A 24,361-nucleotide genomic window follows, 5' to 3' on the forward strand; every position below is an offset into this window, starting at 1 on the left:
CAAATTTTTTACTTCCTATTTTCAAACATTACAAAAGTTTCGTTCTCAACTTTGAAGTAAGCAAAACATTAAAAAATCAATACTATGAAAACGATTTACATCAGATTAACCATTGCAACTGCAATTTTATCAGGAATTTATTCTTGTAAAAAAGGTGAAGCAACAACGAGTGATTATGAAATGTCTGTAGCAGCAGATTCTGCTTTGATAAATATTTCTGATAGTGTTTCGTCAGTTGCAACGATGTCCGTAAAAGACAAACAATTTATCAAAACAGCCAATGTAAACATGGAGGTAAAAGATGTTTATGATGCAACTATTTCGATTGAGAAATCAGTACAGGAACTTGGCGGATTTGTTACCCACAGCAATTTACAAAGCAGAGTAATTTCAGAGGAAACTTATAATACTTCCGATGAAGACGCAATGCTTGTGAAAAAACATCAGACTGAAAATTCTATGCAGGTAAGAGTTCCCACTTCAAAATTGGGCGAACTTTTAACCCTAATTAATGATAAAAAATTGTTCCTGAATTCAAGAATTATCAATGCCGAAGATGTGACTTCAAGTATTAAATATGCAGAATTGGAAGGAAAAAGGATCAAGAAAACCGGTGAAAATATTTCTGAGCTTAAAACCACAAAAGATAAAGTGAAAATGAGCGACGAGAATATGTCTGAAGAAAACCAGCAACAGCTTGCAAATCTTGATGTAACCGACAATTTAAAGTACAGCACTATTGAAATTTATATAAAAGAGCCAAATCTTCGCATTGCAGAAATTGCCGTAACCAACTCAAAAAACATTGACAACAAATATAAATTTAATTTCTTTTACGATGCAAAAAATGCTTTTGTGGAAGGTTTTTATTTAATTCAGAGAATTGCGGTGGGATTAATCACCATTTGGCCAATTTTATTGATCGCAGCAGCAATTATTTATTTGTTGAAAAAAAGAAAATATTTTAAAAAGCCTGATCAGATTTAATTAAAACTATCCTAACCGTAATGGTTATCAACATAATTTTAGATTTTCAAACCTCCATTTCAGGAGGTTTTTTATTTTTTTCAAAAAAAACTGTAACGATTATAATACTGCACTTACCTACTGTTTAAAGAATAAAAAATTAAAACCTTAATCATATGAAAAATTTAGTAAAACTTGGGTTCGCAGTATTATTATCAGCAACTTTCACAACATCAAAAGCTCAGAATACGAACCTCGAAAACAGTACACTTTGGGAAGTTTCAGGAAATGGACTCACAAAACCATCTTATATTGCAGGAACATTCCATATTATGTGTAGTCAGGATTTTGAGATAAAGTCAAAAGTTATAAAAGCTCTTGAAAAATCTGATCAATTTGTAATGGAGATTAATTATACCGATCCTGCTGAAATGACAGCGATGCAGAAAATGTATCAGACGGATAAAAAACTATCAGATCAGCTTACTCCTGCGGAAGCAAAGGAACTAGATAAGATCCTTGCCGATTACGGAACAGATTTGACGAAGATGGACAATTCCAGCTCACAGGCATTGTATGCATTGATTTCGATGAAAGCTATACCGTGTCCACAAACTGAAGTAAAACTGTATGAAATAGAACTTCTCAAAAATGCGTTGAAAATTAAAAAGAAAGTCTTCGGGCTTGAAAAAGTAGAAGATCAGATGACCTCCATTAATAAAGCTTATGATTTGAAAGCAGTCATTCAACAATTAAAAATGGGAAAGGAATATGAAATCCTACTTAAGGAAATGATCGTTGCATTTAAAAAAGAAGATATAAAATCTCTTTACACACTCTTTAAGAATGACAAAATAATGAATGCCAAACAGGAAAAAGCCATGCTTACGGACAGAAATAATAACTGGGCAGAAAAAATGCCAGAAATGATGAAAAAAGAAAGTTCGTTCTTTGCCGTAGGAGGCGCTCATCTTATGGGTAAAAACGGAGTTATCCAACTTTTAAAATCTAAAGGATACACTCTGAAACCAATTTCAAGCCTTTAACACATAACCAAACCATGAAATCATCGTGAGCAATCCAACTGAAACCGCTTTTTTAAGTCTCGTCAACAAACACAAAGGTATTTTGTATAAGGCCTCACGAATCTATGCGGATTCTTTGGAAGACCGGGAAGATCTGCAGCAGGAAATCCTTATTCAACTTTGGAAATCTTATCAGAATTTCAAAGGTAACAGTGAATTTTCAACGTGGATGTACCGCGTAGCCATTAACACCGCAATTACTTATTTAAAAAAAGAAAAAAGGCGTACAAATAATCACACAGATGTTCCCAATCATTTTGAAGTCCAGCATGAAGATTACAATCCTACTAAAGACAAGCAGCTGGAAGTTTTTTACACTGCCGTCCAAGAACTTAAAGCTCTAGAAAAAGCCGTTATATTTTATTTCATGGAAGGTATGTCACATAAAGAAATCGGGGACAACTTAGGACTTAGTGAAGGTAATGCCCGTGTAAAGCTTAACAGAACCAAAGAAAAAATACAGCAAATCATAAAAAAATCAGGCTATGAATTTTGATCAATTAAAAGAACAATGGAATAACGAAGACGCCGATAGCGTCAACATTCCCAACAATATAGAACAGTTAAAAAAGAGCAAACATCCTATAGAAAAGATCCAAAAAAGTATGAAAATGGAATTTCCATTTCAGATTATTGCCATTATTCTTCTCGGATTCTTTCCACAACAATTAGATTTCCCTGCCTCACAACATGTTATTTATTATACCTCTTACGCAATGCTTGTGGTAATATCTTCTTATTACTTTTTCGGATTTTATAAATTTTATAAGCAGACCGAACTGTATACCGGAAATACCCAAAACAGCCTCTGGAAAATATATCATGAATTGAAACTAAACATGGAAAGATACCAATCTTTCGGGTTCCTTCTTCTTCCTCACTTTATGATCACATTAGGACTAGTGCTTTATAATATGTTGGAGAAAAAAGGAGAGTCTTTAGAAAATATGTCAACCCATTATCAGCAGGTTTTGATCCTGAGCGTTCTCATAGGAACTATGGCAGTTGTAGCAGGCATTGTTTTATGGACAAAATATTTCTATGGAAAAAGTGCCAAACAACTCGAAAATATACTGAACGAAATAGACGAATAATTTCATAATTCAAAAAATAATAACCATGAAACCTCAGACTTAATCTGGGGTTTGTTTTTTAAAAAATTGTTATTTATAACGCTCAAATTCATCTGAGGTTTTATTTTTCCTTAAATTTGCAAATTAGAAATTTAATGATACCCTTTTTAGAAATTTTTAATCCAAAATTAATTTCTAGAATTAATAATCTAAGTCCCTAAGAAATATATGTTATCAAAAATAAATCCTACACAAACCAATAGCTGGAAAGCACTTGACGAACATTTCGGAAACAATGACTTTGAACTGAGAAGCCTTTTTCAATACAATCCGAACCGTTTTGAAGAGTATTCTATTAAAAAAGACAATTTTCTATTCGATTATTCTAAAAACTTAATTGATGCAAGAACGAAAGAATTATTATTAAATCTTGCAGAAGAATGTCAGTTAAAAGATGCGATTTCTAAGATGTTTTCGGGAGATAAAATTAACGAAACAGAAGGAAGAGCAGTTCTGCATACAGCTTTGAGAGATTTTTCTGATAAGGAAATATTGGTTGATGGTGAAAATATCAAACCTCAAATCAAAAGAGTTTTGGATCACATGAAATCTTTTTCTGAAAACGTTATTTCAGGAAATCACAAAGGTTTCAGCGGAAAAGAAATCACAGATGTTGTGAATATAGGAATCGGAGGTTCAGATTTGGGACCAGTGATGGTAGTTTCGGCTTTAAAGCATTTTAAAACAAGATTGGATGTTCATTTCGTTTCAAACGTAGACGGGAATCATATCGCTGAAGTGGTGAAGAATTTAAATCCTGAAACAACTTTATTCATCATTGCTTCCAAGACTTTTACGACTCAGGAGACAATGACAAATGCAAATTCAGCAAAAGACTGGTTCTTAAAAGCAGGAAAGCAGGAAGATGTAGCAAAACACTTTGTGGCATTATCCACTAACGTTCAGGCGGTGAAAGACTTCGGAATCGCAGAAGAAAACATCTTTGAATTCTGGGATTGGGTTGGCGGAAGATATTCACTTTGGAGTGCGATTGGCTTAAGCATTGTTCTTTCAGTTGGATATGAAAACTTTGAACAATTATTAAAAGGAGCATCTGATACAGATCAACATTTCCAGACAGCAGATTTTTCTGAAAACATTCCTGTTTTGATGGGATTAATGGGAATTTGGTATCGTAATTTCTATGCGGCAACAACGTATGCAATTCTTCCTTACTCTCAGTATTTAGACAGATTTGCAGCCTATCTTCAACAGGGAGATATGGAAAGTAACGGAAAATGTGTTGACAGAAACGGTGAGTTTGTAGAATACGAAACCGGGCCAATCATTTGGGGAGAGCCAGGTACAAACGGACAACACGCTTTCTATCAATTGATTCACCAAGGAACAGAATTGATTCCTGCTGATTTTATCGCCTATGCGAAAAGTCCAAACAAAGTTTCTGATCATCAGGATAAACTTTTAGCTAACTTTTTCGCTCAGACTGAGGCACTTGCCTTCGGAAAAACTGAAGAAGAAGTTGAAGAAGAATTAAAAGCTGCCGGAAAGTCTGATGAAGAAATTGATTTCTTGTTAAATTATAAAATCTTCCAAGGAAACACCCCTACTAACTCAATCATGTTCAAGGAATTAACTCCATTTTCACTAGGACAATTGATTGCAATGTATGAACATAAAATTTTTGTACAAGGTGTGATTTGGAATATTTTCAGTTTTGACCAATTTGGAGTTGAATTAGGAAAAGTTTTAGCAAACAAAATTTTGCCAGAACTTGAAAGTAGCAATGCAATTAGCTCTCATGATTCTTCAACAAATGGGTTGATTAATTATTATAAAAGAAATAAGTAAAAATCTAATAAAAGTAAAATGGCAGAAATTCTTGACGGATTAAAAGTATCCAAAGAAATAAAAGCAGAGATCAAGGTTGAAGTTGATAAAATCCTTGCGAGCAAAAGAAGAGCCCCACATTTGGTAGCAATTCTTGTAGGAAACAACGGAGCGAGCAAGGCTTATGTAAATGCTAAAGTAAAAGATTGTGAAGAAGTTGGTTTTCAATCAAGCTTAATCAAATTTTCAAGCACAGTTTCTGAGTCTGAATTATTGGAAAAAATCGAGGAACTCAATAAAGATAAATCTGTAGACGGTTTTATTGTTCAGTTACCTTTACCCGATCAGGTTGATCAGGAGAAAATCATCAATGCTATTGATCCAAGGAAAGATGTTGACGGCTTCCACCCTACTAATTTCGGAAAAATGGCTTTGGAAATGGATACTTTCTTACCTGCAACGCCTTTCGGGATTTTAACATTATTGGAAAGATACAATATCGAAACAAAAGGTAAAGACTGTGTCATTATTGGAAGAAGCAAGATTGTAGGAAGACCGATGAGTATCTTGATGGGAAGAAAAGATTTCCCTGGAAATTCTACGGTGACACTTACGCATTCTTACACTAAAGATATTGAAGAATATACAAAAAAAGCAGACATCGTTATTACCGCTTTAGGCGATCCTCACTTCTTAAAAGGTGAAATGATCAAAGACGGAGCAGTAATCGTTGATGTAGGTATTACAAGAGTAGACGACGACTCTCCAAAAGGATATTATTTGGCTGGTGACGTTGATTTCGACAGTTGTGCAGCAAAAGCAAGCTGGATTACGCCTGTTCCCGGAGGAGTGGGTCCTATGACAAGAGCAATGTTGATGAAAAACACCATCATTGCCTACAAAACTTCAGTCTACAACGACTAATTTGAAATGGATTTAGTAGAAGATATATTATTAAAAGAAGGTAAAATGCTCCCGGTGATGGAGCATTTTTACACTATTCAGGGAGAAGGTGCACACACGGGAAAAGCAGCTTATTTCATCAGATTGGGCGGTTGCGATGTCGGCTGTCATTGGTGTGACGTGAAAGAAAGCTGGGATCCCAGCCTTCACCCTTTAATGAATGCTGAGGAAATTGCAGAAACTGCAGCAAAACATTGTAAAATTGTAGTTTTAACAGGTGGCGAACCTTTGATGTGGAATTTAGATATTTTGACAGGAAAATTAAAGGAGTTGGGATGTACCGTTCACATTGAAACTTCCGGAGCTTATCCTATGAGCGGACAATTGGATTGGATTACCCTTTCACCAAAGAAAACAGGATTGCCAAAAGAAGAAATTTATCAGAAAGCTCACGAATTAAAAGTAATTGTTTTTAATAATAATGATTTAAAATTTGCCGAAGAGCAGGCTGCAAAAGTTTCGGAAAACTGTAAATTATATCTGCAAAGCGAATGGAGTAAGCGTGAAGAAATTTATCCTAAAATCACCGACTTTATTCTTGCAAATCCACGTTGGCAGGCATCGGTTCAGACGCATAAATATTTAAATATTCCGTAAAATTCCATAAATTAGCTTTTCGTATCCTAAATTTCATTAGATGCAAAGAATTCGATACTCTAGATATCTAAAATCGATTATTGTCTTGCTTGACCTTTCGGTTATTGCATCTGTGTTTATATTCTTTTTTATAAGCCGAAATGAGGGTTTGAGAAATCACGAAGAAACATGGTATCAAAACAGTTTTTCTTTGGCATTATTATTCTTATTCTGGATGCTTTTGAGTGGTAGAACAGGAATTTATAATATCCCCAGAAACCTTACTTATACTTTGTTTCTTGAGCGATTGTTCAGTCATTTTGTGATCTTTACTATAGGAATTTTATTGATTGGCAAGGTCAGCAACAATCTTTTTTTCAATTCTGACATTTACTGGCTTACTTTATATTTATTTTTCTTTATTTTCTTTTTAAGATCAATAATATTTTTCATTATAAAGTATTTACGTTCAGTTGGGATTAATCATAGAAATATTATGTTTTTGGGTGAGAATAGCTCTACTGATGTTTTAAAAGACATTTTGAAAGACAGAAAGGACTACGGATACAAAATTTTCAGTTATAATTCTTCTAATCTTTCTTTTAATGAATTAATAGAATTCTGGAAAACCAACGGAATCCATACACTTTTCATACCGACAGACAGTGCTCTTGACAAAGATTTAGAGAAGAGATTGTTTAAATTAGCCGAAGAACACAAAGTTCACGTGTCACTGGTTCCCAATATTTCAAAGAGCAACTTTTTCTATTATGATTTGGGATATATTGAGACACAACCTGTTTTAAATCAAGCAAAATATCCTTTAGATTATTATTCAAATTTCTTTCTAAAAAGAACATTTGATATTGTGTTTTCTACATTGGTCTTAGTTTTGATTTGTTCATGGTTGTTTCCAATAATTGCCATTTTAATTAAAAGAAACTCAAAAGGCCCTGTTTTTTTTGTTCAAAAAAGATACGGCTTTCACGAAGAGGTTTTTAGTTGTATTAAATTCAGAACAATGATTGTGAACGATGAATCTACTACAAAAACTACCAGTGACAACGACTCGAGAATAACAAAAATCGGAAAGTTTTTGAGAAAGACAAGTTTAGACGAAATGCCTCAGTTTATTAATGTTTTAAAAGGCGAAATGTCTATTGTTGGTCCAAGACCTCACATGTTAGCAGTTGATAATTATTATAAGCCTAAAATAGGGAGATACACATTGAGAAGTCTGGCGAGCCCTGGAATTACAGGTTTAGCACAGGTAAGCGGTTTCCGCGGAGACTCCGGAAACGTAGAAGTGGAGATGAATAAAAGAATACTTGCCGATACTTTTTACGTAAGAAACTGGAGTTTTGTGCTTGATTTGGTAATCATTTTAAAAACCATTGTATTGGTTGTAGGAGGCGATAAAAACGCCAAGTAAATAAATAAAATAGTCTAATTTAGCAGAATGTTTAAAAAGTTTTTTACAGCCATAGGAGAATATATGATTCTTATCGGTAAATCTCTTCAGAAGCCTCAGAAAATGAGAGTTTTCTGGAAGCTTTTTATGAGAGAAATCAATGATCTGGGAGTCAACTCTTTCGGGTTGGTTACTTTCACGTCGATATTTGTCGGAGCCGTGGTATCTATTCAGATGTTTAATAATTTTGATGCATCTTCATTTCCAATTCCGACTTCATTTGTAGGGTATGCAACCAAAGCAGTATTAGTTCTTGAGTTTGCACCCACGATTATCAGTTTGATTCTCGCAGGAAAAGTAGGATCATATATCGCATCAACAATTGGTACGATGAGGGTTTCTGAGCAGATTGATGCATTGGATATCATGGGCGTAAACTCTCCAAATTTCCTAATCTTACCGAAGATTATCGCTTGTCTTATTTTTAATCCCATTTTGATTGCAATAAGTATTGTTTGTGGTATTTGTGGTGGATATATTGCAGGAATTCTAACAGGAAATTGGACAACCGCAGATTATATTACGGGTATCCAAATGTATATGCCCAATCTTTTCATTTATTATGCTTTTGCCAAGACCATAGTTTTTGCATTTGTCATAGCAACAGTTCCTTCTTATTTCGGATATTTCGTAAAAGGAGGCTCATTGGAAGTAGGTAGAGCAAGTACGCAAGCTGTGGTTTGGACAATGGTTTTCATCATTATTTCCGAATTAATTTTAACACAATTAATATTAAGCTGATGATTGAGGTAAAAAATCTTAAAAAGAGTTTTGGTGATGTTGAAGTGCTTAAAGGAATTTCAACCAATTTCGAAAAAGGAAAAACAAACCTTATTATCGGGCAGAGTGGATCTGGTAAAACAGTTTTCCTAAAAAGTTTATTGAATGTTTATCAGCCCTCATCAGGAGAAATTTTATTTGACGGAAGAGACATCAATGTTATGAACCGTGAAGAAAAACAACATTTACGATCTGAAATCGGAACCCTTTTTCAGGGAAGCGCATTGTTTGATTCATTGACTGTGGAAGAAAACATCATGTTTCCTTTAGATATGTTTACAAACCTTACTTTCAGAGAAAAGAAAAGAAGGGTTTTTGAAGTAATCGGAAGAGTACATTTAGATAAGGCCAACAGGAAGTTTCCATCTGAAATATCCGGAGGTATGCAGAAACGTGTGGCGATTGCAAGAGCCATTGTAAACCACCCGAAATATCTTTTTTGTGATGAACCCAATTCTGGGCTAGATCCTTATACATCTAATGTAATTGACGATTTACTACTTGAAATCACCAAAGAATACAACACTACAACAATTATAAATACACACGATATGAACTCTGTGATGACGATTGGCGAAAAAATTGTGTATCTGAGATTAGGAATCAAAGAATGGGAAGGCAATAAAGACATTCTTATTACTGCAGGCAATAAAAATCTGATAGATTTCGTTTATTCATCAGAGTTATTCAAGGAATTGAGAGAATATCTTTTGGAGAACAATAAAACAATTGAAAATACTATTACAAAAATAGACGACAATGAAAAAATTAATTAGTGCCGCATTGATAGGCTTTTCAGTTTTTGCTTCAGCGCAGATTTCGTTGGCAGCCAAAGCTAATGTAGCAATCCCAACAAGCTCTGCTTCTTGGAAAAATTTTAAAACTGCAGCCTCAAATACTGTGGAACAAAAAGGAAAAAACATTACCGGCTTTAATGTTGGTTTATCTTTAAAAATCGATTTACCAACAGCTTTATACTTAATGCCGGAAATTTATTATACCAATTTCAGCAATGAAGTTACTGTACAAAATGATGTAAATTCAGCTCAAACTACTATTAAAGCTAAAAACAGCAGAGTAGATATTCCTGTTTTGGTTGGGGTAAATGTATTAGGGAATCTCTTGAGTGCTTACGCAGGACCCGTTGGAAGTTTTAATTTAGCGAAAAGCGATGATTTTGATAACTTCGTACAGAAAGTGGATGCTAAAGAATTTACAGTAGGTTACCAACTAGGTGTACAAAGTGAAATCAAAAAGATCATTCTTTCAGCAAGATATGAAGGTGCATTCTCAAAAGATCAGAGAAAATTCATCAACAATGTTGCAGGGTCAAACCAAGAAATTGATTACGATAACAGATCAAGTTTATTTTTATTAGGTGTAGGGTATAAATTCTAAATTTAAATAAAACAAATAGTCATAAAAAATCCTCAAATTAAATTTGAGGATTTTTATTTTGCCTTTCAAGTTCCGATTCACGCTGTGCGATGATTGCAGCTTGTTTTTCTAATTCTTCTTTATCTTTCTGAAGTTGCTTAAATTCTTTTCTTTGCTGTTCTGCTTTAATCGCTGAACCTTTGCTCACATAACCAATCATTCCACCGATGATGAGACCAATACCAATTCCCGCCATTACACCCATCACGTGGGAAATCTCAATTTTATTAACAGTAAAATCAGTTGTGAGATAAAAGAGTAATGCCGATACTGCTAAAAGTATAAGTCCTGTTATTGAAATACCTTTCATATGCGTTGTGTTTTGTTGGTTAATAATGAGTGAGAAAATCTAAATTAAATTTTCCCTCCTGCAGCCTTATAATATTCTAATGCTTTGGGTAAATCTTTTTGAATATCTGCAATTCTGGTTCCCGGACTTGGGTGAGTAGACAAAAATTCTGGTTGTCTTGCGCCTGAAGAACTAGCCTCCATTCTGTTCCAAAAAGGAATAGCCTCTCTTGGATCATATCCTGCGATTGCCATCAGATTTAAACCCATTTCATCAGCTTCAGATTCCTGAGTTCTTCCATATTTCAGCAAAGCTACCTGAGAACCGATAGGGTAAGCCTTTTCAAATATGCCTGCTAGCTGTGCGTTACTTATTGTACTTCCTAAAATAGCTCCACCATATTGTGCTACCATCGCTTGCGAAATTCTTTCATTTCCATGGCCAGCCAAAGCATGTGATACCTCGTGTCCCATAACCACAGCAAGACCTGTCTGATCCTTTGTTATCGGTAGAATTCCGGTATAAACCGCAACTTTACCACCTGGCATACACCAAGCATTCACCTGATTATCCTGAAGAAGATTAAATTCCCACTGATAATTTGCTAAATCTGAACCTCTTCCAATGCTAGAATAATATTTTTCTGCTGCTGATTTAATTCTTTGTCCCACATTCTTTACCATCTGAGCTTGTGACCCAGTAATAACTTTAGACTCTTTTAAAGTCTGTTGATATTGCTGTACAGCAGTGGAAGTTATTTGAGGATTTAGTGTTCCAATCTGCAATGACTTCCTTCCTGTCATTGGGTTTGTTGTACAAGCTACAACGGCTACTGCTGTTGCTCCTATTCCTAAAAGATGTTTAATTTTCATTGCTGTGCATATTATAAGTTCAACCTTACAATTTCTATTCCAAAAATAAAACCGAGGATAGATTTGCATAGATTTTGCTATTTAAATTTACTAATTAATATAGTATCATGAAAAAATATCTCAAAATAATCTCAATTTTTCTTTTAGCATTTACTTTTCAAAGCTGTTCTGCTCAAAAGGTTGACCCTCAAATAATAAACAATTTAGTAGGTTCAGACGAGTTTACTTTTCATGCTGAAAAAGCAAATCCTATGAATTATGACGTTATCAATGTTGTCAATTCAATTCCGAATGCACTTCAGCTTCGTACATTTCAAATCTCTGGTAACAACTATGGAATAGAAATAAAAAAAGGAGTGATGGAAGTTACGCTTCCTTATTTCGGTAGAGCGTTTACATCAACATACGGTTCATCTGATAATAGTTACAGATTTACATCAAAAGATTATGCCGTAACCAAAAGTCAGACTAAAAAAGGAAATTGGGTTTACAAAATCAAACCGAATGATGTGAGAAATGTTTCTGATATCAACATTGAAATTTATAAAAACGGAAGAGCATTAACATCAATCAGAAGTAATGACAGACAGCCAATTTCTTATGATGGATATATTTCTGAAAATGAAGTCTCAAAAGAAAAGGAAAAACTCTAATCTTTCTTAAGAAATTTCTCAACAAATAATTTTGCTTCGGTACTTGGATTTGAAACCAACGCTGAAGCATTTTTTTTATGCTGAATGTAGGCTTCTTCAAGTGATTCATTCCGCTTCATCATATTTAAAATATATTCCTGAACCCAATATTCAAAACGTTTTTCAGATTGTTCTTTTCGTACCAAATCAAACCGTTCTGTTTTCTTTTTTAAATCTATAAACTCATTGATTTTCTGGAAAACATCTGGCAAACCTTCATTGTATAAAGCAGAACCCAGCAAGACAGGAACTTTCCAATCTTTTTCTTTGGATGGGAGAAAATCTAAAGCACGTTTTAGTTCAAGCCTTGTATTCTTAGCTTTTTGAAGATTGCTTTCTTCCACTTTATTAATGAAAATAACGTCAACCATTTCCATAATTCCACGTTTGATGCCCTGAAGCTCATCTCCACCACCGATAATTTTTAAAAATAAAAAGACATCGGTAATATCTGCAACCAAAACCTCAGATTGACCTACTCCAACAGTTTCAATTAAAATATAATCATAACCTGCAGCTTCGCAGATCATCATCGTTTCGAAAGTCGTATTGGCAACTCCACCCAAAAATCCGGAACTCGGGGAAGGTCGGATGAATGCATTTTCTTCTTTTGCGAGTTCTTCCATTCTGGTTTTATCACCCAAAATACTTCCTTTGTTGATGGCAGAACTTGGGTCAATTGCTAAAACAGCGACTTTTTTACCATTTGAAATCGCCAATCTTCCAAAATTTTCAATAAACGTAGATTTCCCAGCTCCTGGAACTCCCGTAATTCCCACACGGATTGATTTTCCGGTAAGAGGCATAATTTTTTTCAATAAATCTTCCGCCTGATTACGATGTTCCTCCTTTTTACTTTCGACTAAGGTAATAGCTTTCGCAATCAGGCGTTTATTACCTGATTTTATACCTTCTATTAAGTCTTCAGTAGAAAATTTCATTTAATTCATTAAGTTTTTAAAGTGGGATGTGCCTCTTACATTTAAGTAATTCAAAAATATAAAAATAACCCTCATAATTAGAGTAAATACCTTATTAATTTTAATGCTTCTAAATTAAATACCATTCGTCGAAGCCTTTCAAGAATTGCTTACTTTTGTTTTAATCAAAAATAAACTTCATGAAAAACATATTTTTTGCTGCAGCTTTTGCTTCTGTTTTATTGGCATCTTGTACACCAAAATCTACACCGGTTGCTGAAGCTCCAAAGTCTGCAACAAGTACTGCTGAACAAATCGCTCAGGGAAAAACAATCTTTGAAAATTCATGCAAAAGATGTCATGGCTTACCAGACCCTACAGCATACACCTCTGTGCAATGGGTTGGTATTATGAATTCTATGGCGCCAAAAGCAAAGCTGACAGACGAACAGCATCAGTGGGTTTATGATTATGTAGTTTCAGTGAAAAAGTAAGGTTAAGATAAAATTTCACCAAAAACAAATTATTATGAAAAAAGTAGTTTTAAGTATCATTCTAGGTTCAGCCTTTTTAGCTTCATGCGGACCAAAAAGCGTTGCTGTAACCGGACCTAAATACACCTCATCTGAACAGTTAGCACAAGGACAGACCGTTTTCGAAAACTCTTGCAATAAATGTCATAAGTTACCGGATCCTGCGAAACATGATAATCAGGGATGGATAAAAACGCTAAGCAGAATGGCGCCAAAAGCCAAACTAACCGATGAGCAACACCAAATGGTTTATGACTATCTGATTTCAGTAAATAAAAAGTAGACTTTCTTCGGAAAGTCTTTTTTGTTTTAATTTTTTATAAGTTCCAATCCCAAACCTAGCTTTCCTGAAAGAATAATTTTCCCATTTTCCAGAAAATTTCCGGTTGCATAGTCATTGGAAATGAGAGTCGCACCGTCTAAATCTGCAAAATCTACAAGCCCCGCAAGAAGACATCCTGCAGAAATTCCAACTGTAGATTCTGTCATGCAGCCAATCATGATTTTGTAATTAAGTTCTTTTGCTTTTTTAATCATTTCTAAAGCAGGAGTCAATCCACCGCACTTCATCAGTTTAATATTGATGCTTTTGTAATATGGAATGAGTTCACTCAGCGAATCTATGTTCTGGCAATCTTCGTCTGCCATCCAGTTTGCAAAGTTTTCTTTATTTAAGATTTGATAATGATCAATTGGACGAGGCTGTTCCAAATATGAAAATTTTCGAACCTCTACATTTTCCTGAAGCCAAATACAGTCTTCATCAGAAAAACTTGCATTGGAATCTAAGGCGATATTTCTGTCTATTGCTAAAAGCTTTTCGACATGGTTTTTATCTAAACCTTTACATTTTACTTTAAACTTATTCCAGTTACTTTTTTCAATTTTTTGAATCTGCTGGTCTATTTCTGCGACGGAAATGGTAATTGAACTTTCCATTAAATTTTCAGAAGGAAGTTGATTGAGCTCAATAAAACTTTTTTTCTCCAACTTTCCGAAAAGATCCCAATATGCACAATCTAAAGCAGAGAGTAAAAAGGAATGCAGATTTAAACTTAATAAAAATTTAAAAAATTCTTTGGGATGAATGATTTTCTGAACTTCAATATGATGTTGGATTTCTTTTAATTTTACAACAAAACTTTGAAGATTAATCTGATAATAATCAATCGCCACACACTCGCCGTAACCTTTGCTATTTTGATGAGATAATTCAATCAGCAATGCATCGCGATGATTGTAGTTACCGTAAGCGATGGAGAATGTTTCTTTTAAATGAAGTTTTTTGAGTTTAAATCGTAATTCCATAATTAAATTTACAAAAAAAGGAGACTTATTTCGTCTCCTTCTTGTTTTTAGATTTCTTGGGCATTTTAGATTTTATAAATTTCTTTCGGCTCTTCATGAAATCAAGACTTTGCGCTGTGAAACAATATTTTTCTGCTTCAGTCAAAAACTTTAATGCATTCGGAAAACTTCCTCTCATCTCAGAAAGTAGAGCTCTGTAAAACCATAAAATCGATTTATCAATTCCTTTTATTTTTAAAGAATAGTTAATCAGTTTTTCAGCTTCCTGTAAATCTTCATTATCCAACAGACATTTGATGTAAAATTTTGGTGTATTCAGATTCGTGACATCACATAGCATCGCTTCCTCGAAATAGAGTTTTGCTTTTTCATAATCGTTGAGCATTTCGCTGTAGATTCTTCCCATCAGACAAAGGGAATCGGCATCTTCAGGGTCGTAAGAAAGCGCATAATTCAATGCTTCCAAACAATCTGGCAAGCTGTAAGGATAATTATCCAACGCTTCGAAATAGTATTTACTTTTAGTTAAGGTCATTTCTGTAATTTTTTAATTCGTTTTTCAGTTGATTTCTTTCTTTTTTGAAAGATTTTTCCTGATGATTCTTTTTAAAATCAGTTCCCGAGAATGTTCGGATCGGATTTCCTCTTTGAACATTCAAGTGATTGTTCCACGTCTCCTGCATTTGTTTTTCCAATTGTTGAATATGAAATTCCATCACTTTTTCTTTTAATCTGATGATGGAAATCTTTTTATTTTCCAACTGCGAACGGGAATCCTGCACGAAAACACTTTGTCCCGTTTTCAGATAAGTTGCACGAACTGCGGTTTCTACTTTATTCACATTTTGCCCGCCACTTCCCTGACTTCTCGCCGTTTGAAACTGAATTTCTTTCTCATTAAATTCAATTTTCTCTAAACCTTCCAATTCGAAAATCCCGATAAACCAGTTACTTCTTTTGTGCAGTTTTCTGAAAGCACTTTTTCCAATCCAAAGAATGCTTCCAAGCCAGGTTTTTAGAAATTCATTGACTTCTTTTCCTTTTAAAAGTAAAGTCGCAGATTTCAAAGTCAGGTTTTCATCGCCATTTTCACGGTGAATGATTTCGTAATCGATTTTATTTTGTTTTGCTTTCTCAAGGAAAACCTTCAGCACTTTGGCAACTACCCATTGACATTCTAAAGGTCCTCTTCCTGAGGTGATTTGTATTATTTTGTCCATTTGTTTTTTAATTTTTTTTGTCATTCCGACGAAGGAGGAATCTCTTTTGAAATGTTGAGATTCTTCACTACGTTCAGAATGACAGAGTGTATTTACTTATCCATCCTTACAATTCGAGGTTGAAACGTTCCGAGAATATCTACCAATTCACTTTGTGCGTTCATCACGTCGTTGATGTCTTTGTACGCCATTGGTGCTTCTTCCGCATTTCCGCCCATCAAGGTGACATTTTTGAGTTTTAATTCTTTCTTGATGTCATTCTGAGTAAAACGGTTTCTGCATTCGCCTCTCGAAAAAGCCCGTCCAGCTCCGTGTGAAGCCGAGTTCAGCGAATCGGGGTTTCCTTTTCCGCGGACGATGAAACCTTTTGCCGTCATTGATCCCGGAATCATTCCCAACTCGTTTTCGTTGGCCGGAGTTGCACCTTTTCTGTGGACGATCACTTCTTTTCCGTGGTGGATTTCTTTCCACGCAAAGTTGTGGTGGTTTTCGATTCTTGCTTTTAATCTGCCACCGACTGCTTTCACCAATCTTCTGTGAATATCGTCGTGACAAGCAGAAGCGTAATCTCCCGCAAGATTCATCGCCGTCCAATATTCTAATCCGAGATGCGTGTTCAAATCCAGCCACGCAAAGTTTTGTGCTTCTTTTGGCAATGGACATTGTTCGGTTGCCACTCTCGAATAATACTGAGCAATCTCAGCTCCCAATCCACGCGAACCACTGTGAGAAAGAATTCCGAGGTATTTTCCTTTTGGAAGATTGATTTGTTTATCTTCCTCCGTAATCTCCACTTCCCCGAATTCCACAAAGTGATTTCCGCCGCCGGAACTTCCCATTTGTTTGATGGCTTTTCCTTTTAATCTTCTCAAAATCGGAATTGAATCGAACGTATCTCTGTCGAAAATTTCGTGCTCGACGTGAGATTTGTGTGTTTCGTACATTCCAAATTTGGTATGTTCAGCAAGAGCTTTTTCATATTTGTCTCTTGCACCGTCTAGATATGAAACTGGTGTATCCAAAATACTGAGGCTCATTCTGCAACCAATATCCATCCCGACTCCGTAAGGAATCACCGCATTTTCTACGGCGAGAACTCCACCGATTGGAAGTCCGTAACCGCTGTGTGCATCTGGCATTAAAGCTCCCTGCATTGCAATTGGAAGTTTCAGTGCGGTGTACAATTGGTTTTTTGCTTCATCTGAAATGTTATTCCCGAAAATCTGAAATGATGCCCGATGAGTGTTGAGCATTCTTTTTTCTGTTTTCTTTGATGAAAGCAAAGCTTCTGCGATTTGTCCGAAGGTTAAATCTTTCTCGAAGTTCTCAGGATTCTGCTGGATTTCCTTTAAAAGAGATTTCACATAATGAATATTTTTGGTTGCAAAATTCCTCTTCATCACTTCCAAAGCGATGTTGATGCTCTGGTTGTTTGGATAGCCTAATTTTAATATATCTTTTCCTTTTAGTTTTAAATTTCCCATTGTTTTTTTAATAAAATGTTAGATATAAGACACGAGATGTTAGACTTTTTCGCATCAAATATTTTTACCAACTAAACTCTTAGTTGTTTGTTTTTTGTCATTCTGACGAAGGAAGAATCTCTTTTTCATATGTTGAGATTCTTCAATTCGCTTCGCTACTTTCAGAATGACAGAGCGTCATCCTTAGCCCCGATGGAAACGGCATCCTTTTTTGCATTGGCTTGATAAAAGCGTTGGCAAAAAAAGATACAGTGGACAGCGGGAAATTGCTCCTTAAAAAAATAATAAGTAACAATTCGACGTAGTCAATAAGCTCCTAAAAAATGATTTCGGGGAAACGTTTTGAGTTTGAAATATTGCGCAATAAAAAACCCGAAATCTTACGACTTCGGGTTTTGATATTTCATTATACTGTTGTTCTAAGAATGTACCAAACCACGAAGCCTCGCCTTTGCAAAAGGCAATCCTACTGATGTATGTTGATTGTATTTGAACATTACTTCGTTGTTTTTTTATTGGTTGAACTTGATTTTCAGATGCAAAGATATAAATTTTTCTGAAACTCAAAATTATTTTTTCTTTTTTTAAGTTTTTGACTTAAATAAATCTCATTTAAATGAAATTTCATTGTCGTGAATTCCAAATTAGTATATTTGCTTTTTAAACAAAAAATTATGAAAAAAAATTTAATGAGAAACCTATTCTATGTATTTGCGTTTGCAGTATTATTTTCCTGCAGTTCTGGCAACAATAATGATATACTGACGTATACGACCGATGCTACTCTCGGACTTTCACGTGTAAACCTCAACAAGATTTCGGATAAAATTCCGGTGGAAAAGATACTGAAAGAGAAGAAAGATTTGAATAACGATGAGAAATTTTTCCTGCAATTGGTCAACAAACCGAAAGAATCGGGAATTGACATCGATCAGCCTCTTTACTTTATCGCAGACCCTGGAAAATCGACTTACGACCCAGACATCAAAGCTTTTTTCTGGATTGATGATAAAGCAAAATTCCAGAAAAGTATGTCTGATCTTACGAAAACTAAAGTGACGATCGACAAAAAAGATTACATCTACGTTGACAGCAAATTAACGGGAAGCATAAAAGGTAAAATGGCTGTTGTGTCTAGCGATTATTCATACAGCAATCCTTACAATTCATATTCATCAGGAATGGACAATGTTTCTAAACTGAACGAAAAATATTTCACAGATTTCTGGGGAAGAAAAGGAACTGCTAATTCGGCAATAAAAGATCAGGTAAACAAATCTTTGGTAAGCGATAAAGACATCAGCGGATGGATGAATATTGCTTCTGTTGCGAGTTTTGCATCGAAAGGTTACATAGAAACTCTTGCTGTAAATAAGCTAATCAAAGATTCAGGAATTGGTTTTGATTTTAATTTTGACAAAGGAACATCTGAAATGGATACCAAAACGTTTTTCAACAGCGACATGAAAAAAATTGTTGAGAAATATTACGATAAAAACAGTATCAATTATGATTTGGTGAAAAATGTTGACCTAGATCAAGCTAAGTCTTTTTCTTTAGGATTTTTCAGTTTAGACTTTATGAAATATCTGATTAAAGAAGCTGGTTTTGAGGCGACGATCAATCATTATTTAGCATCAACAAACAAGACATTAGAAGATATTACTTCAACATTTACAGGTGATTATGCTTTTGTGGAATTTAAGCAACCTGCAGATTCTATGGATTATTACCGTTCAAACAATGCTTTTGTACTAGGTTTTAATCCGAAAAATAAAGCTCAGCTTACAACATTTCTACAAGGTCCTTTAGGAGAAGGTAAAAAGTATGTGATTGGTGACAATCAGGTAATTTTCTCTGAAGACAATAAAGCAATTTATCAGTTTAAAGGTAAAAAAGAAAGCAAAAATTCTAAGCTTAATAAAAAGTCCGGAATCACTGCCTATTCTTGGTCAGACGGAAAAGATTACAACAGCAATAAAGAAAACAGCTCTGTGAAAATCATCGATGTAGTGAACGAATCTAAAGAAAATAACGGAGATATGGTTTCTAAAACGGTGTTCACTTTGGATAAGAAAGACGAGAATGCACTTTATTATTTAATCATGAATGGATAATATTAGTTTAGAAAATATTTCTCCAAAATATTTCACTCCCCGAAACGTCGAACAATCTGAAATCTGGAAGAAAAACATCCGTTTCAGAAAAGGTGACAAACACCTGATTGTAGCGCCGTCAGGGAGTGGAAAATCTACTTTGGCAACGGCTATTCTGGGAACTCACTTTCAGTATGAGGGAAACATCAAATATGACCAGCAAGTTGTAAAAGATTTACATCTTGAAAAGATTGTCAACAATAGAAAAAATGGGGTGAGTCTTCTCTTTCAGGATGTTCGTTTGATTAAAAACCTGACCATTTCTGAGAATATTCTGCTAAGAGTTTTTAATGAAGACCGAAAAAAATATATTCCTACTATGGAAGAATATGCAAAAAAATTGGGAATTGAAAATCTCTTGAATAAAAAAGCAGAAAACTGTTCGTACGGTGAGCGTCAAAGAAGTGCAATCGTGAGAAGCCTCATCAATCCTACGAATTTTTTGATCTATGATGAATGTTTCAGTCATTTGGATGTCAACAATAAGCAGATTGCGTTCAATTTGATTGACGAAGTATCTAAGCAAAGCGGAAGTTCAGTCATCTTTTTTGAGCTGAATAAATTTCCGTTCGAGCATCAATATCAACTTCTTCATCTCTAAATATTATGAAGAAATTTTTTAATTCAATCATCCTTTACGCCGGACTTTTCATTGCCTTTATCTTGGTGTTATCTTGTTTGCAGCTGTATGAAAATGCAAACAAACTTTTTGGAAGCAAAAGCAGTGAAGGAAATTACTGGCTGACATTCAGCAAAAAAATGACTCCCGACAATATCGGAAGAAAAGAGTTGCTTGGTTTTAACGAAAATGATATTGCCCAACTTAAAAAATGGACTGAGATAAAAAACGTCTATCCCTTTTCTGCCAACGAATTTAAAGCTTCGGCAAATGGCGGTGATTTTATTCCTTTCTATACCGATTTGTATTTCGAAAGTGTAGATTTGAAGGCTATCGATGTTCCTGTAACTGAGGAAGAGTTTAAAGTGAAAGGTGACGAAATTCCTATCATTATTTCAAGGGAATATTTGAATCTTTATAATTACGGATTTGCACTCAACCAAGGTTTGCCACAGATTTCAGAAGATTTTGCAAAGAAAATAGAGATCAATCTGAACATTACAGTCAACAAAGAAAATAAAACTTACAAAGGAAAACTCATCGGACTTTCAGACAGAATACATTCAGTTTTGATTCCTAAAAAGTTTTTGGATTCTTTAAATTTAGCTACAAAACCAGAACTTGCCACACAACCAAAGATTTTTAACCGGGTTTTGGTACAAGTAGCAGATTCCGGGGATGAAAAGTTGATTTCTAAAATGAATAAAAACGGCTACGAATCTAATCAGGAAAGTCTGCGCTCTGCAAAGATAAAGTCTAAACTTTTCCTTGTTTTAAAAGCCATCGCCGTGCTAGGAATTTTCATTTTTGCGTTGTGCCTTTACATTATTGTGAGTTTTATTAAAATTCAGTTTTTAGAAAAACAGGAAGAAGTTTCCATCAAAAACAGTTTGGGATATTCTCCGAGAAAAATGGTGAATGATATCAGCAGACGTTTTAGCATTCATTTGGTGATTGTATTGATTTTAAGTTTGATTCTTATTGCCGTAGGACAATATTTTGCTTCTGCCTCAACCGTTTCAAACGGATTATTATCATCGTACATCAATCCATTCCTTTGGTCGGTGATCATCATAATTCCGGTATTAGTTTATTTTTTCGTAAAAGAATTGATTTACCGCTGGCTCATTAAGTCATGGAAAATCTAAAGAAAATCTAAATAGAAAATGACCGTCAAAATTGGCGGTCATTTTCTTTATTGGTTGTGAATATGTTTTAATCTTTCGAACCCAAACCATCCATAGTATCTCCCATACCTTTGCTGGTCGTTGTAGAAACTCTTTCATTGTCTAAAAAGTAAACATTATGTTTTGCTTTTGCAATGATACCATTGTAAACATCTTCCGGTATGCCTGCTGTTTCTTCAGAATCACTCTGATTAACAGAAGGTTTATTATAAATCTTTAACGCTCCAAACTGATCTAATACCTTTTTTGCGCTTTGCGCCTCGGTAAGATTAGAAGTGTAGACCACGAGATTGACTTTGCCAATACTTTCTTTACTGTAAGCCGCTAAAATCTCATTATCATTTACAAAAACATGATCCCAGAAACTTTTTGTTTTTTCGTCATCCTGATAATTATCAACAGATGAATCGGCATCTAATTTAGATGTTGAAACAATAATATCTGATTCGTTAAATCCCTGATTTTTTAATTCTGCTTTGATTTCCTCTGTGTTTACATCTGCCGGAAATACTGAAATTACTGTATAAGCCATAATATTTTATTTTTTGGTTATGGTCTACAGTACAAAAGCTGTGCAAAAAGAAATCGATGGGGCTTTATTAACTTAAATTTAAAATAATCTAAGGTGATTTTAAAAGAAACTTTCTCTTTTTACACCGTCTCGTTTAAAAATCTATTCAAAATATCTACTGCACATTTTGGAAGGTTTGTACCAGGACCGAAAATAAAATCTGCCCCGTTCGCATATAAAAATTCATAATCTTGTTGCGGAATTACTCCACCAACGACAATCGTAATATCTTCTGCTCCGAGTTTTTTCAGTTCTTCAACGACTTGTGGAACCAAAGTTTTGTGACCAGCTGCCAAAGAAGATACTCCCAAAATATGAATATCATTTTCTACAGCCTGTTTTGCCACCTCTTCTGGAGTTTGAAACAAGGGAGCAACATCAACGTCAAATCCCATATCAGCAAAGGCAGTTGCTACCACTTTTGCACCACGGTCGTGACCATCTTGTCCCATTTTTGCCACCATAATTCTTGGGCGGCGACCTTCTTCTTCTTCAAATTTTTGGGTAAGCTGAAGTGCCTGGCCAAAGTATTCGTTTTTACCTGCATTCATAGCGTAAACTCCTTGTATGGTTCTGATGTTGGCTTTATAACGTCCGAAAGTTTCTTCCATCGCATCGCTCATTTCGCCCAAAGTAACTCTTCTGCGAGCAGCTTCGATGCATAATGCCAATAGATTTCCGTTTCCGGTTTTTGCAGATTCACGGATTTCATTTAAAATTTCTTCAACCGCTTCAGAATTTCTGCTTAATCTGATAGATTCAAGTCTTTCAATTTGTTTTCTGCGAACTTCTGTGTTGTCGATATCTAAAATCTCCAATTGCATCTGTTTTAAATTTGATTTAAAAGAGTTGACACCAATGATAAATTCTTCGCCACTATCGATTTTTGCTTGTTTTATTGCGGAAGCTTCCTCAATTCTCATCTTTGGAATTCCGGCTTCAATGGCTTTCGTCATTCCGCCTTCTTTTTCAACCTCATCGATGAATTTCATCGCTTCTTCAATCATCTGCTGCGTTAAAGCTTCTACTAAATTGCTTCCACCCATCGGGTCAACGACATCGCAGATTCCGCTTTCCTGCTGAAGAATAATTTGCGTATTTCTAGCAATTTTCGCCGAATAATCTGTCGGAAGCGCAATCGCTTCATCCAAAGCATTGGTGTGTAAAGATTGAGTTCCACCTAAAGCTGAAGATAAAGCTTCTATGGCAGTTCTTGTGATATTATTAAATGGTTCTTGTTCAGTTAAAGACCAACCAGAAGTCTGAGAATGCGTTCTCAGGGCTAAAGATTTTGGATTTTGTGGATTAAATTGTTTCAACAATGTTGCCCAAATATATCTTGCAGCACGCATTTTTGCAATTTCCATGAAGTGATTCATTCCGATTGCCCAGAAAAATGAAAGTCTTGGAGCGAAATCATCGACGTTCATTCCTGCTTTTATTCCGGTTCTTACATATTCTAAACCATCGGCTAAAGTGTAAGCCATTTCGAGAACCGGCGTGGCTCCGGCTTCCTGCATGTGATACCCTGAAATTGAAATTGAATTGAATTTCGGAATATTTTTAGAAGTATATTCAAAAATATCAGCAATGATTTTCATGGAAGGCGTTGGCGGATAAATATATGTATTTCGCACCATAAATTCCTTCAAAATATCGTTCTGAATGGTTCCTGAAAGCTTATCCTGGGAAACGCCCTGTTCTTCTGCAGCGACAATATAGAATGACAAAATCGGCAAAACCGCACCATTCATCGTCATGGAAACTGAGATTTCATCTAACGGAATTTCATTAAACAAAATTTTCATATCCTCAACAGAATCAATCGCAACACCGGCTTTACCAACATCACCTACAACTCTTGCATGGTCGGAATCATACCCTCTGTGCGTCGCCAAATCGAATGCCACGGAAAGTCCTTTCTGACCAGCCGCTAAGTTTCTTCTGTAAAAAGCGTTAGATTCTTCTGCAGTTGAAAATCCTGCATACTGACGAACTGTCCAGGGTTTTTGAACATACATCGTTGAGTATGGACCTCGTAAAAAGGGTGTAATTCCCGGAGAAGTCTTAGTAAGAGAATCATCTTTTACGTCTTGTCTTGTGTATGATGATTTTAGTTCTAATCCATCTTTTTCAAATGGGTAGATTTCAGTTTGCTTTTCTGATATTATAAATTGGGGATTTTTATTTTGAATTTCCCTTCTCATGAGTTCTGATTTAAGATTTTAAAAATAAGCATTTTTGCGGTAACAAATCTGTCCTAATTTTCATATAAAAAAAGCGACGTTGCAATGCTGCAAAGTCGCCCTTT

At 35.0% G+C, this 24,361-nt stretch carries 26 protein-coding genes; 17 read left to right on the forward strand and 9 right to left on the reverse strand.

What is annotated here, in order from left to right:
- Positions 1–84 precede the first annotated feature (84 nt).
- The 11 genes from MQX03_RS09380 (at position 85) to MQX03_RS09430 (ending at position 10,160) form a co-directional block, all read left to right on the forward strand.
- A complete protein-coding gene (locus MQX03_RS09380) occupies positions 85–987 on the forward strand; it encodes a DUF4349 domain-containing protein (protein ID WP_242802708.1) in 903 nt (300 codons plus the stop codon).
- Between the two features lie 155 nt (positions 988–1,142).
- Positions 1,143–2,012 carry a TraB/GumN family protein gene (locus MQX03_RS09385; RefSeq protein ID WP_242802709.1) on the forward strand — a complete coding sequence of 290 codons (870 nt, stop codon included), beginning with the start codon at positions 1,143–1,145 and terminating at the stop codon, positions 2,010–2,012.
- 25 nt (positions 2,013–2,037) lie between these two features.
- Positions 2,038–2,547: an RNA polymerase sigma factor gene (locus tag MQX03_RS09390; RefSeq protein ID WP_242802710.1), complete on the forward strand. Its 510-nt coding sequence runs from the start codon at positions 2,038–2,040 to the stop codon at positions 2,545–2,547.
- Positions 2,537–3,145 (forward strand): hypothetical protein, encoded by a 609-nt coding sequence (locus MQX03_RS09395; protein WP_242802711.1) that lies wholly within the window; start codon positions 2,537–2,539, stop codon positions 3,143–3,145. The genes MQX03_RS09390 and MQX03_RS09395 overlap by 11 nt, the downstream gene beginning before the upstream one ends.
- A gap of 207 nt (positions 3,146–3,352) precedes the next feature.
- The gene (gene pgi / locus MQX03_RS09400) at positions 3,353–4,993 is read left to right on the forward strand and encodes a glucose-6-phosphate isomerase (RefSeq protein ID WP_242802712.1); all 1,641 of its coding nucleotides are present in this window, start codon (positions 3,353–3,355) and stop codon (positions 4,991–4,993) included.
- An 18-nt stretch (positions 4,994–5,011) separates the two neighbouring features.
- Complete coding sequence (locus tag MQX03_RS09405) at positions 5,012–5,896, forward strand: bifunctional 5,10-methylenetetrahydrofolate dehydrogenase/5,10-methenyltetrahydrofolate cyclohydrolase (RefSeq protein WP_129535705.1); 885 nt, start codon at positions 5,012–5,014, stop codon at positions 5,894–5,896.
- A gap of 6 nt (positions 5,897–5,902) precedes the next feature.
- On the forward strand, positions 5,903–6,532 hold the full coding sequence (locus tag MQX03_RS09410; RefSeq protein WP_242802713.1) for a 7-carboxy-7-deazaguanine synthase QueE: 630 nt from the start codon (positions 5,903–5,905) through the stop codon (positions 6,530–6,532).
- A gap of 40 nt (positions 6,533–6,572) precedes the next feature.
- Positions 6,573–7,943 (forward strand): exopolysaccharide biosynthesis polyprenyl glycosylphosphotransferase, encoded by a 1,371-nt coding sequence (locus MQX03_RS09415; protein WP_242802714.1) that lies wholly within the window; start codon positions 6,573–6,575, stop codon positions 7,941–7,943.
- Positions 7,944–7,970: 27 nt separating this feature from the next.
- Positions 7,971–8,723, forward strand: a complete 753-nt coding sequence (locus MQX03_RS09420; RefSeq protein WP_242802715.1) for an MlaE family ABC transporter permease — start codon at positions 7,971–7,973, stop codon at positions 8,721–8,723.
- Entirely contained in the window at positions 8,723–9,538 is an 816-nt protein-coding gene (locus MQX03_RS09425) for an ABC transporter ATP-binding protein (RefSeq protein WP_229982849.1), read from the forward strand. The genes MQX03_RS09420 and MQX03_RS09425 overlap by 1 nt, the downstream gene beginning before the upstream one ends.
- Positions 9,522–10,160: an outer membrane beta-barrel protein gene (locus MQX03_RS09430; RefSeq protein WP_129535702.1), complete on the forward strand. Its 639-nt coding sequence runs from the start codon at positions 9,522–9,524 to the stop codon at positions 10,158–10,160. Before MQX03_RS09425 ends, MQX03_RS09430 begins: the two co-directional genes overlap by 17 nt.
- A 37-nt stretch (positions 10,161–10,197) precedes the next feature.
- On the opposite strand, the gene MQX03_RS09435 is transcribed toward MQX03_RS09430, so the two are convergent.
- Both MQX03_RS09435 and MQX03_RS09440 read right to left on the reverse strand, forming a co-directional pair.
- Positions 10,198–10,509: a hypothetical protein gene (locus MQX03_RS09435; RefSeq protein ID WP_129535701.1), complete on the reverse strand. Its 312-nt coding sequence runs from the start codon at positions 10,507–10,509 to the stop codon at positions 10,198–10,200.
- Positions 10,510–10,553: 44 nt separating this feature from the next.
- Positions 10,554–11,360 (reverse strand): M48 family metallopeptidase, encoded by an 807-nt coding sequence (locus tag MQX03_RS09440; RefSeq protein WP_242802716.1) that lies wholly within the window; start codon positions 11,358–11,360, stop codon positions 10,554–10,556.
- 107 nt (positions 11,361–11,467) lie between these two features.
- Here MQX03_RS09440 and MQX03_RS09445 point away from each other — a divergent pair, with 107 nt between their 5' ends.
- On the forward strand, positions 11,468–12,013 hold the full coding sequence (locus MQX03_RS09445; RefSeq protein WP_242802717.1) for a DUF4251 domain-containing protein: 546 nt from the start codon (positions 11,468–11,470) through the stop codon (positions 12,011–12,013).
- Here the strand turns inward: MQX03_RS09445 and meaB are convergent.
- On the reverse strand, positions 12,010–12,993 hold the full coding sequence (gene meaB, locus MQX03_RS09450; RefSeq protein WP_242802718.1) for a methylmalonyl Co-A mutase-associated GTPase MeaB: 984 nt from the start codon (positions 12,991–12,993) through the stop codon (positions 12,010–12,012). The genes MQX03_RS09445 and meaB overlap by 4 nt on opposite strands.
- Positions 12,994–13,172: 179 nt before the next feature.
- Between meaB and MQX03_RS09455 the strand changes: the two genes are divergently transcribed.
- Both MQX03_RS09455 and MQX03_RS09460 read left to right on the forward strand, forming a co-directional pair.
- Entirely contained in the window at positions 13,173–13,466 is a 294-nt protein-coding gene (locus MQX03_RS09455) for a c-type cytochrome (RefSeq protein ID WP_129535698.1), read from the forward strand.
- A gap of 34 nt (positions 13,467–13,500) precedes the next feature.
- Positions 13,501–13,788, forward strand: a complete 288-nt coding sequence (locus MQX03_RS09460) for a cytochrome C (protein ID WP_129535697.1) — start codon at positions 13,501–13,503, stop codon at positions 13,786–13,788.
- A gap of 26 nt (positions 13,789–13,814) precedes the next feature.
- Here the strand turns inward: MQX03_RS09460 and MQX03_RS09465 are convergent, their stop codons facing one another.
- The 4 genes from MQX03_RS09465 to MQX03_RS09480 all read right to left on the reverse strand — a co-directional run bounded on the left by MQX03_RS09465 (position 13,815) and on the right by MQX03_RS09480 (position 17,517).
- Positions 13,815–14,813, reverse strand: coding sequence for an enolase C-terminal domain-like protein (locus MQX03_RS09465; protein ID WP_242802719.1), 999 nt, complete (start codon positions 14,811–14,813; stop codon positions 13,815–13,817).
- 25 nt (positions 14,814–14,838) lie between these two features.
- Entirely contained in the window at positions 14,839–15,348 is a 510-nt protein-coding gene (locus tag MQX03_RS09470) for a tetratricopeptide repeat protein (RefSeq protein ID WP_242802720.1), read from the reverse strand.
- Positions 15,335–16,033, reverse strand: coding sequence for a peptide chain release factor H (prfH, locus tag MQX03_RS09475; RefSeq protein WP_242802721.1), 699 nt, complete (start codon positions 16,031–16,033; stop codon positions 15,335–15,337). The genes MQX03_RS09470 and prfH overlap by 14 nt, the downstream gene beginning before the upstream one ends.
- A 92-nt stretch (positions 16,034–16,125) precedes the next feature.
- The gene (locus MQX03_RS09480; RefSeq protein WP_242802722.1) at positions 16,126–17,517 is read right to left on the reverse strand and encodes an RtcB family protein; all 1,392 of its coding nucleotides are present in this window, start codon (positions 17,515–17,517) and stop codon (positions 16,126–16,128) included.
- Positions 17,518–18,191: 674 nt separating this feature from the next.
- On the opposite strand from MQX03_RS09480, the gene MQX03_RS09485 reads away from it, so the two are divergent.
- The 3 genes from MQX03_RS09485 to MQX03_RS09495 are packed head-to-tail and all read left to right on the forward strand — an operon-like array spanning position 18,192 to position 21,440.
- Positions 18,192–19,634 (forward strand): DUF4836 family protein, encoded by a 1,443-nt coding sequence (locus tag MQX03_RS09485; protein WP_242802723.1) that lies wholly within the window; start codon positions 18,192–18,194, stop codon positions 19,632–19,634.
- Complete coding sequence (locus MQX03_RS09490) at positions 19,627–20,274, forward strand: ATP-binding cassette domain-containing protein (RefSeq protein WP_242802724.1); 648 nt, start codon at positions 19,627–19,629, stop codon at positions 20,272–20,274. Before MQX03_RS09485 ends, MQX03_RS09490 begins: the two co-directional genes overlap by 8 nt.
- Before the next feature lie 5 nt (positions 20,275–20,279).
- Entirely contained in the window at positions 20,280–21,440 is a 1,161-nt protein-coding gene (locus MQX03_RS09495) for an FtsX-like permease family protein (RefSeq protein WP_242802725.1), read from the forward strand.
- Between the two features lie 67 nt (positions 21,441–21,507).
- Here the strand turns inward: MQX03_RS09495 and MQX03_RS09500 are convergent, their stop codons facing one another.
- Positions 21,508–22,011: a hypothetical protein gene (locus tag MQX03_RS09500; protein WP_242802726.1), complete on the reverse strand. Its 504-nt coding sequence runs from the start codon at positions 22,009–22,011 to the stop codon at positions 21,508–21,510.
- Positions 22,012–22,130: 119 nt separating this feature from the next.
- A complete protein-coding gene (gene scpA / locus MQX03_RS09505; protein ID WP_242802727.1) occupies positions 22,131–24,257 on the reverse strand; it encodes a methylmalonyl-CoA mutase in 2,127 nt (708 codons plus the stop codon).
- Positions 24,258–24,361: the final 104 nt, after the last annotated feature.

The sequence above is a fragment of the Chryseobacterium aahli genome, from assembly GCF_022699665.1.
Lineage (GTDB): Bacteria > Bacteroidota > Bacteroidia > Flavobacteriales > Weeksellaceae > Chryseobacterium > Chryseobacterium aahli.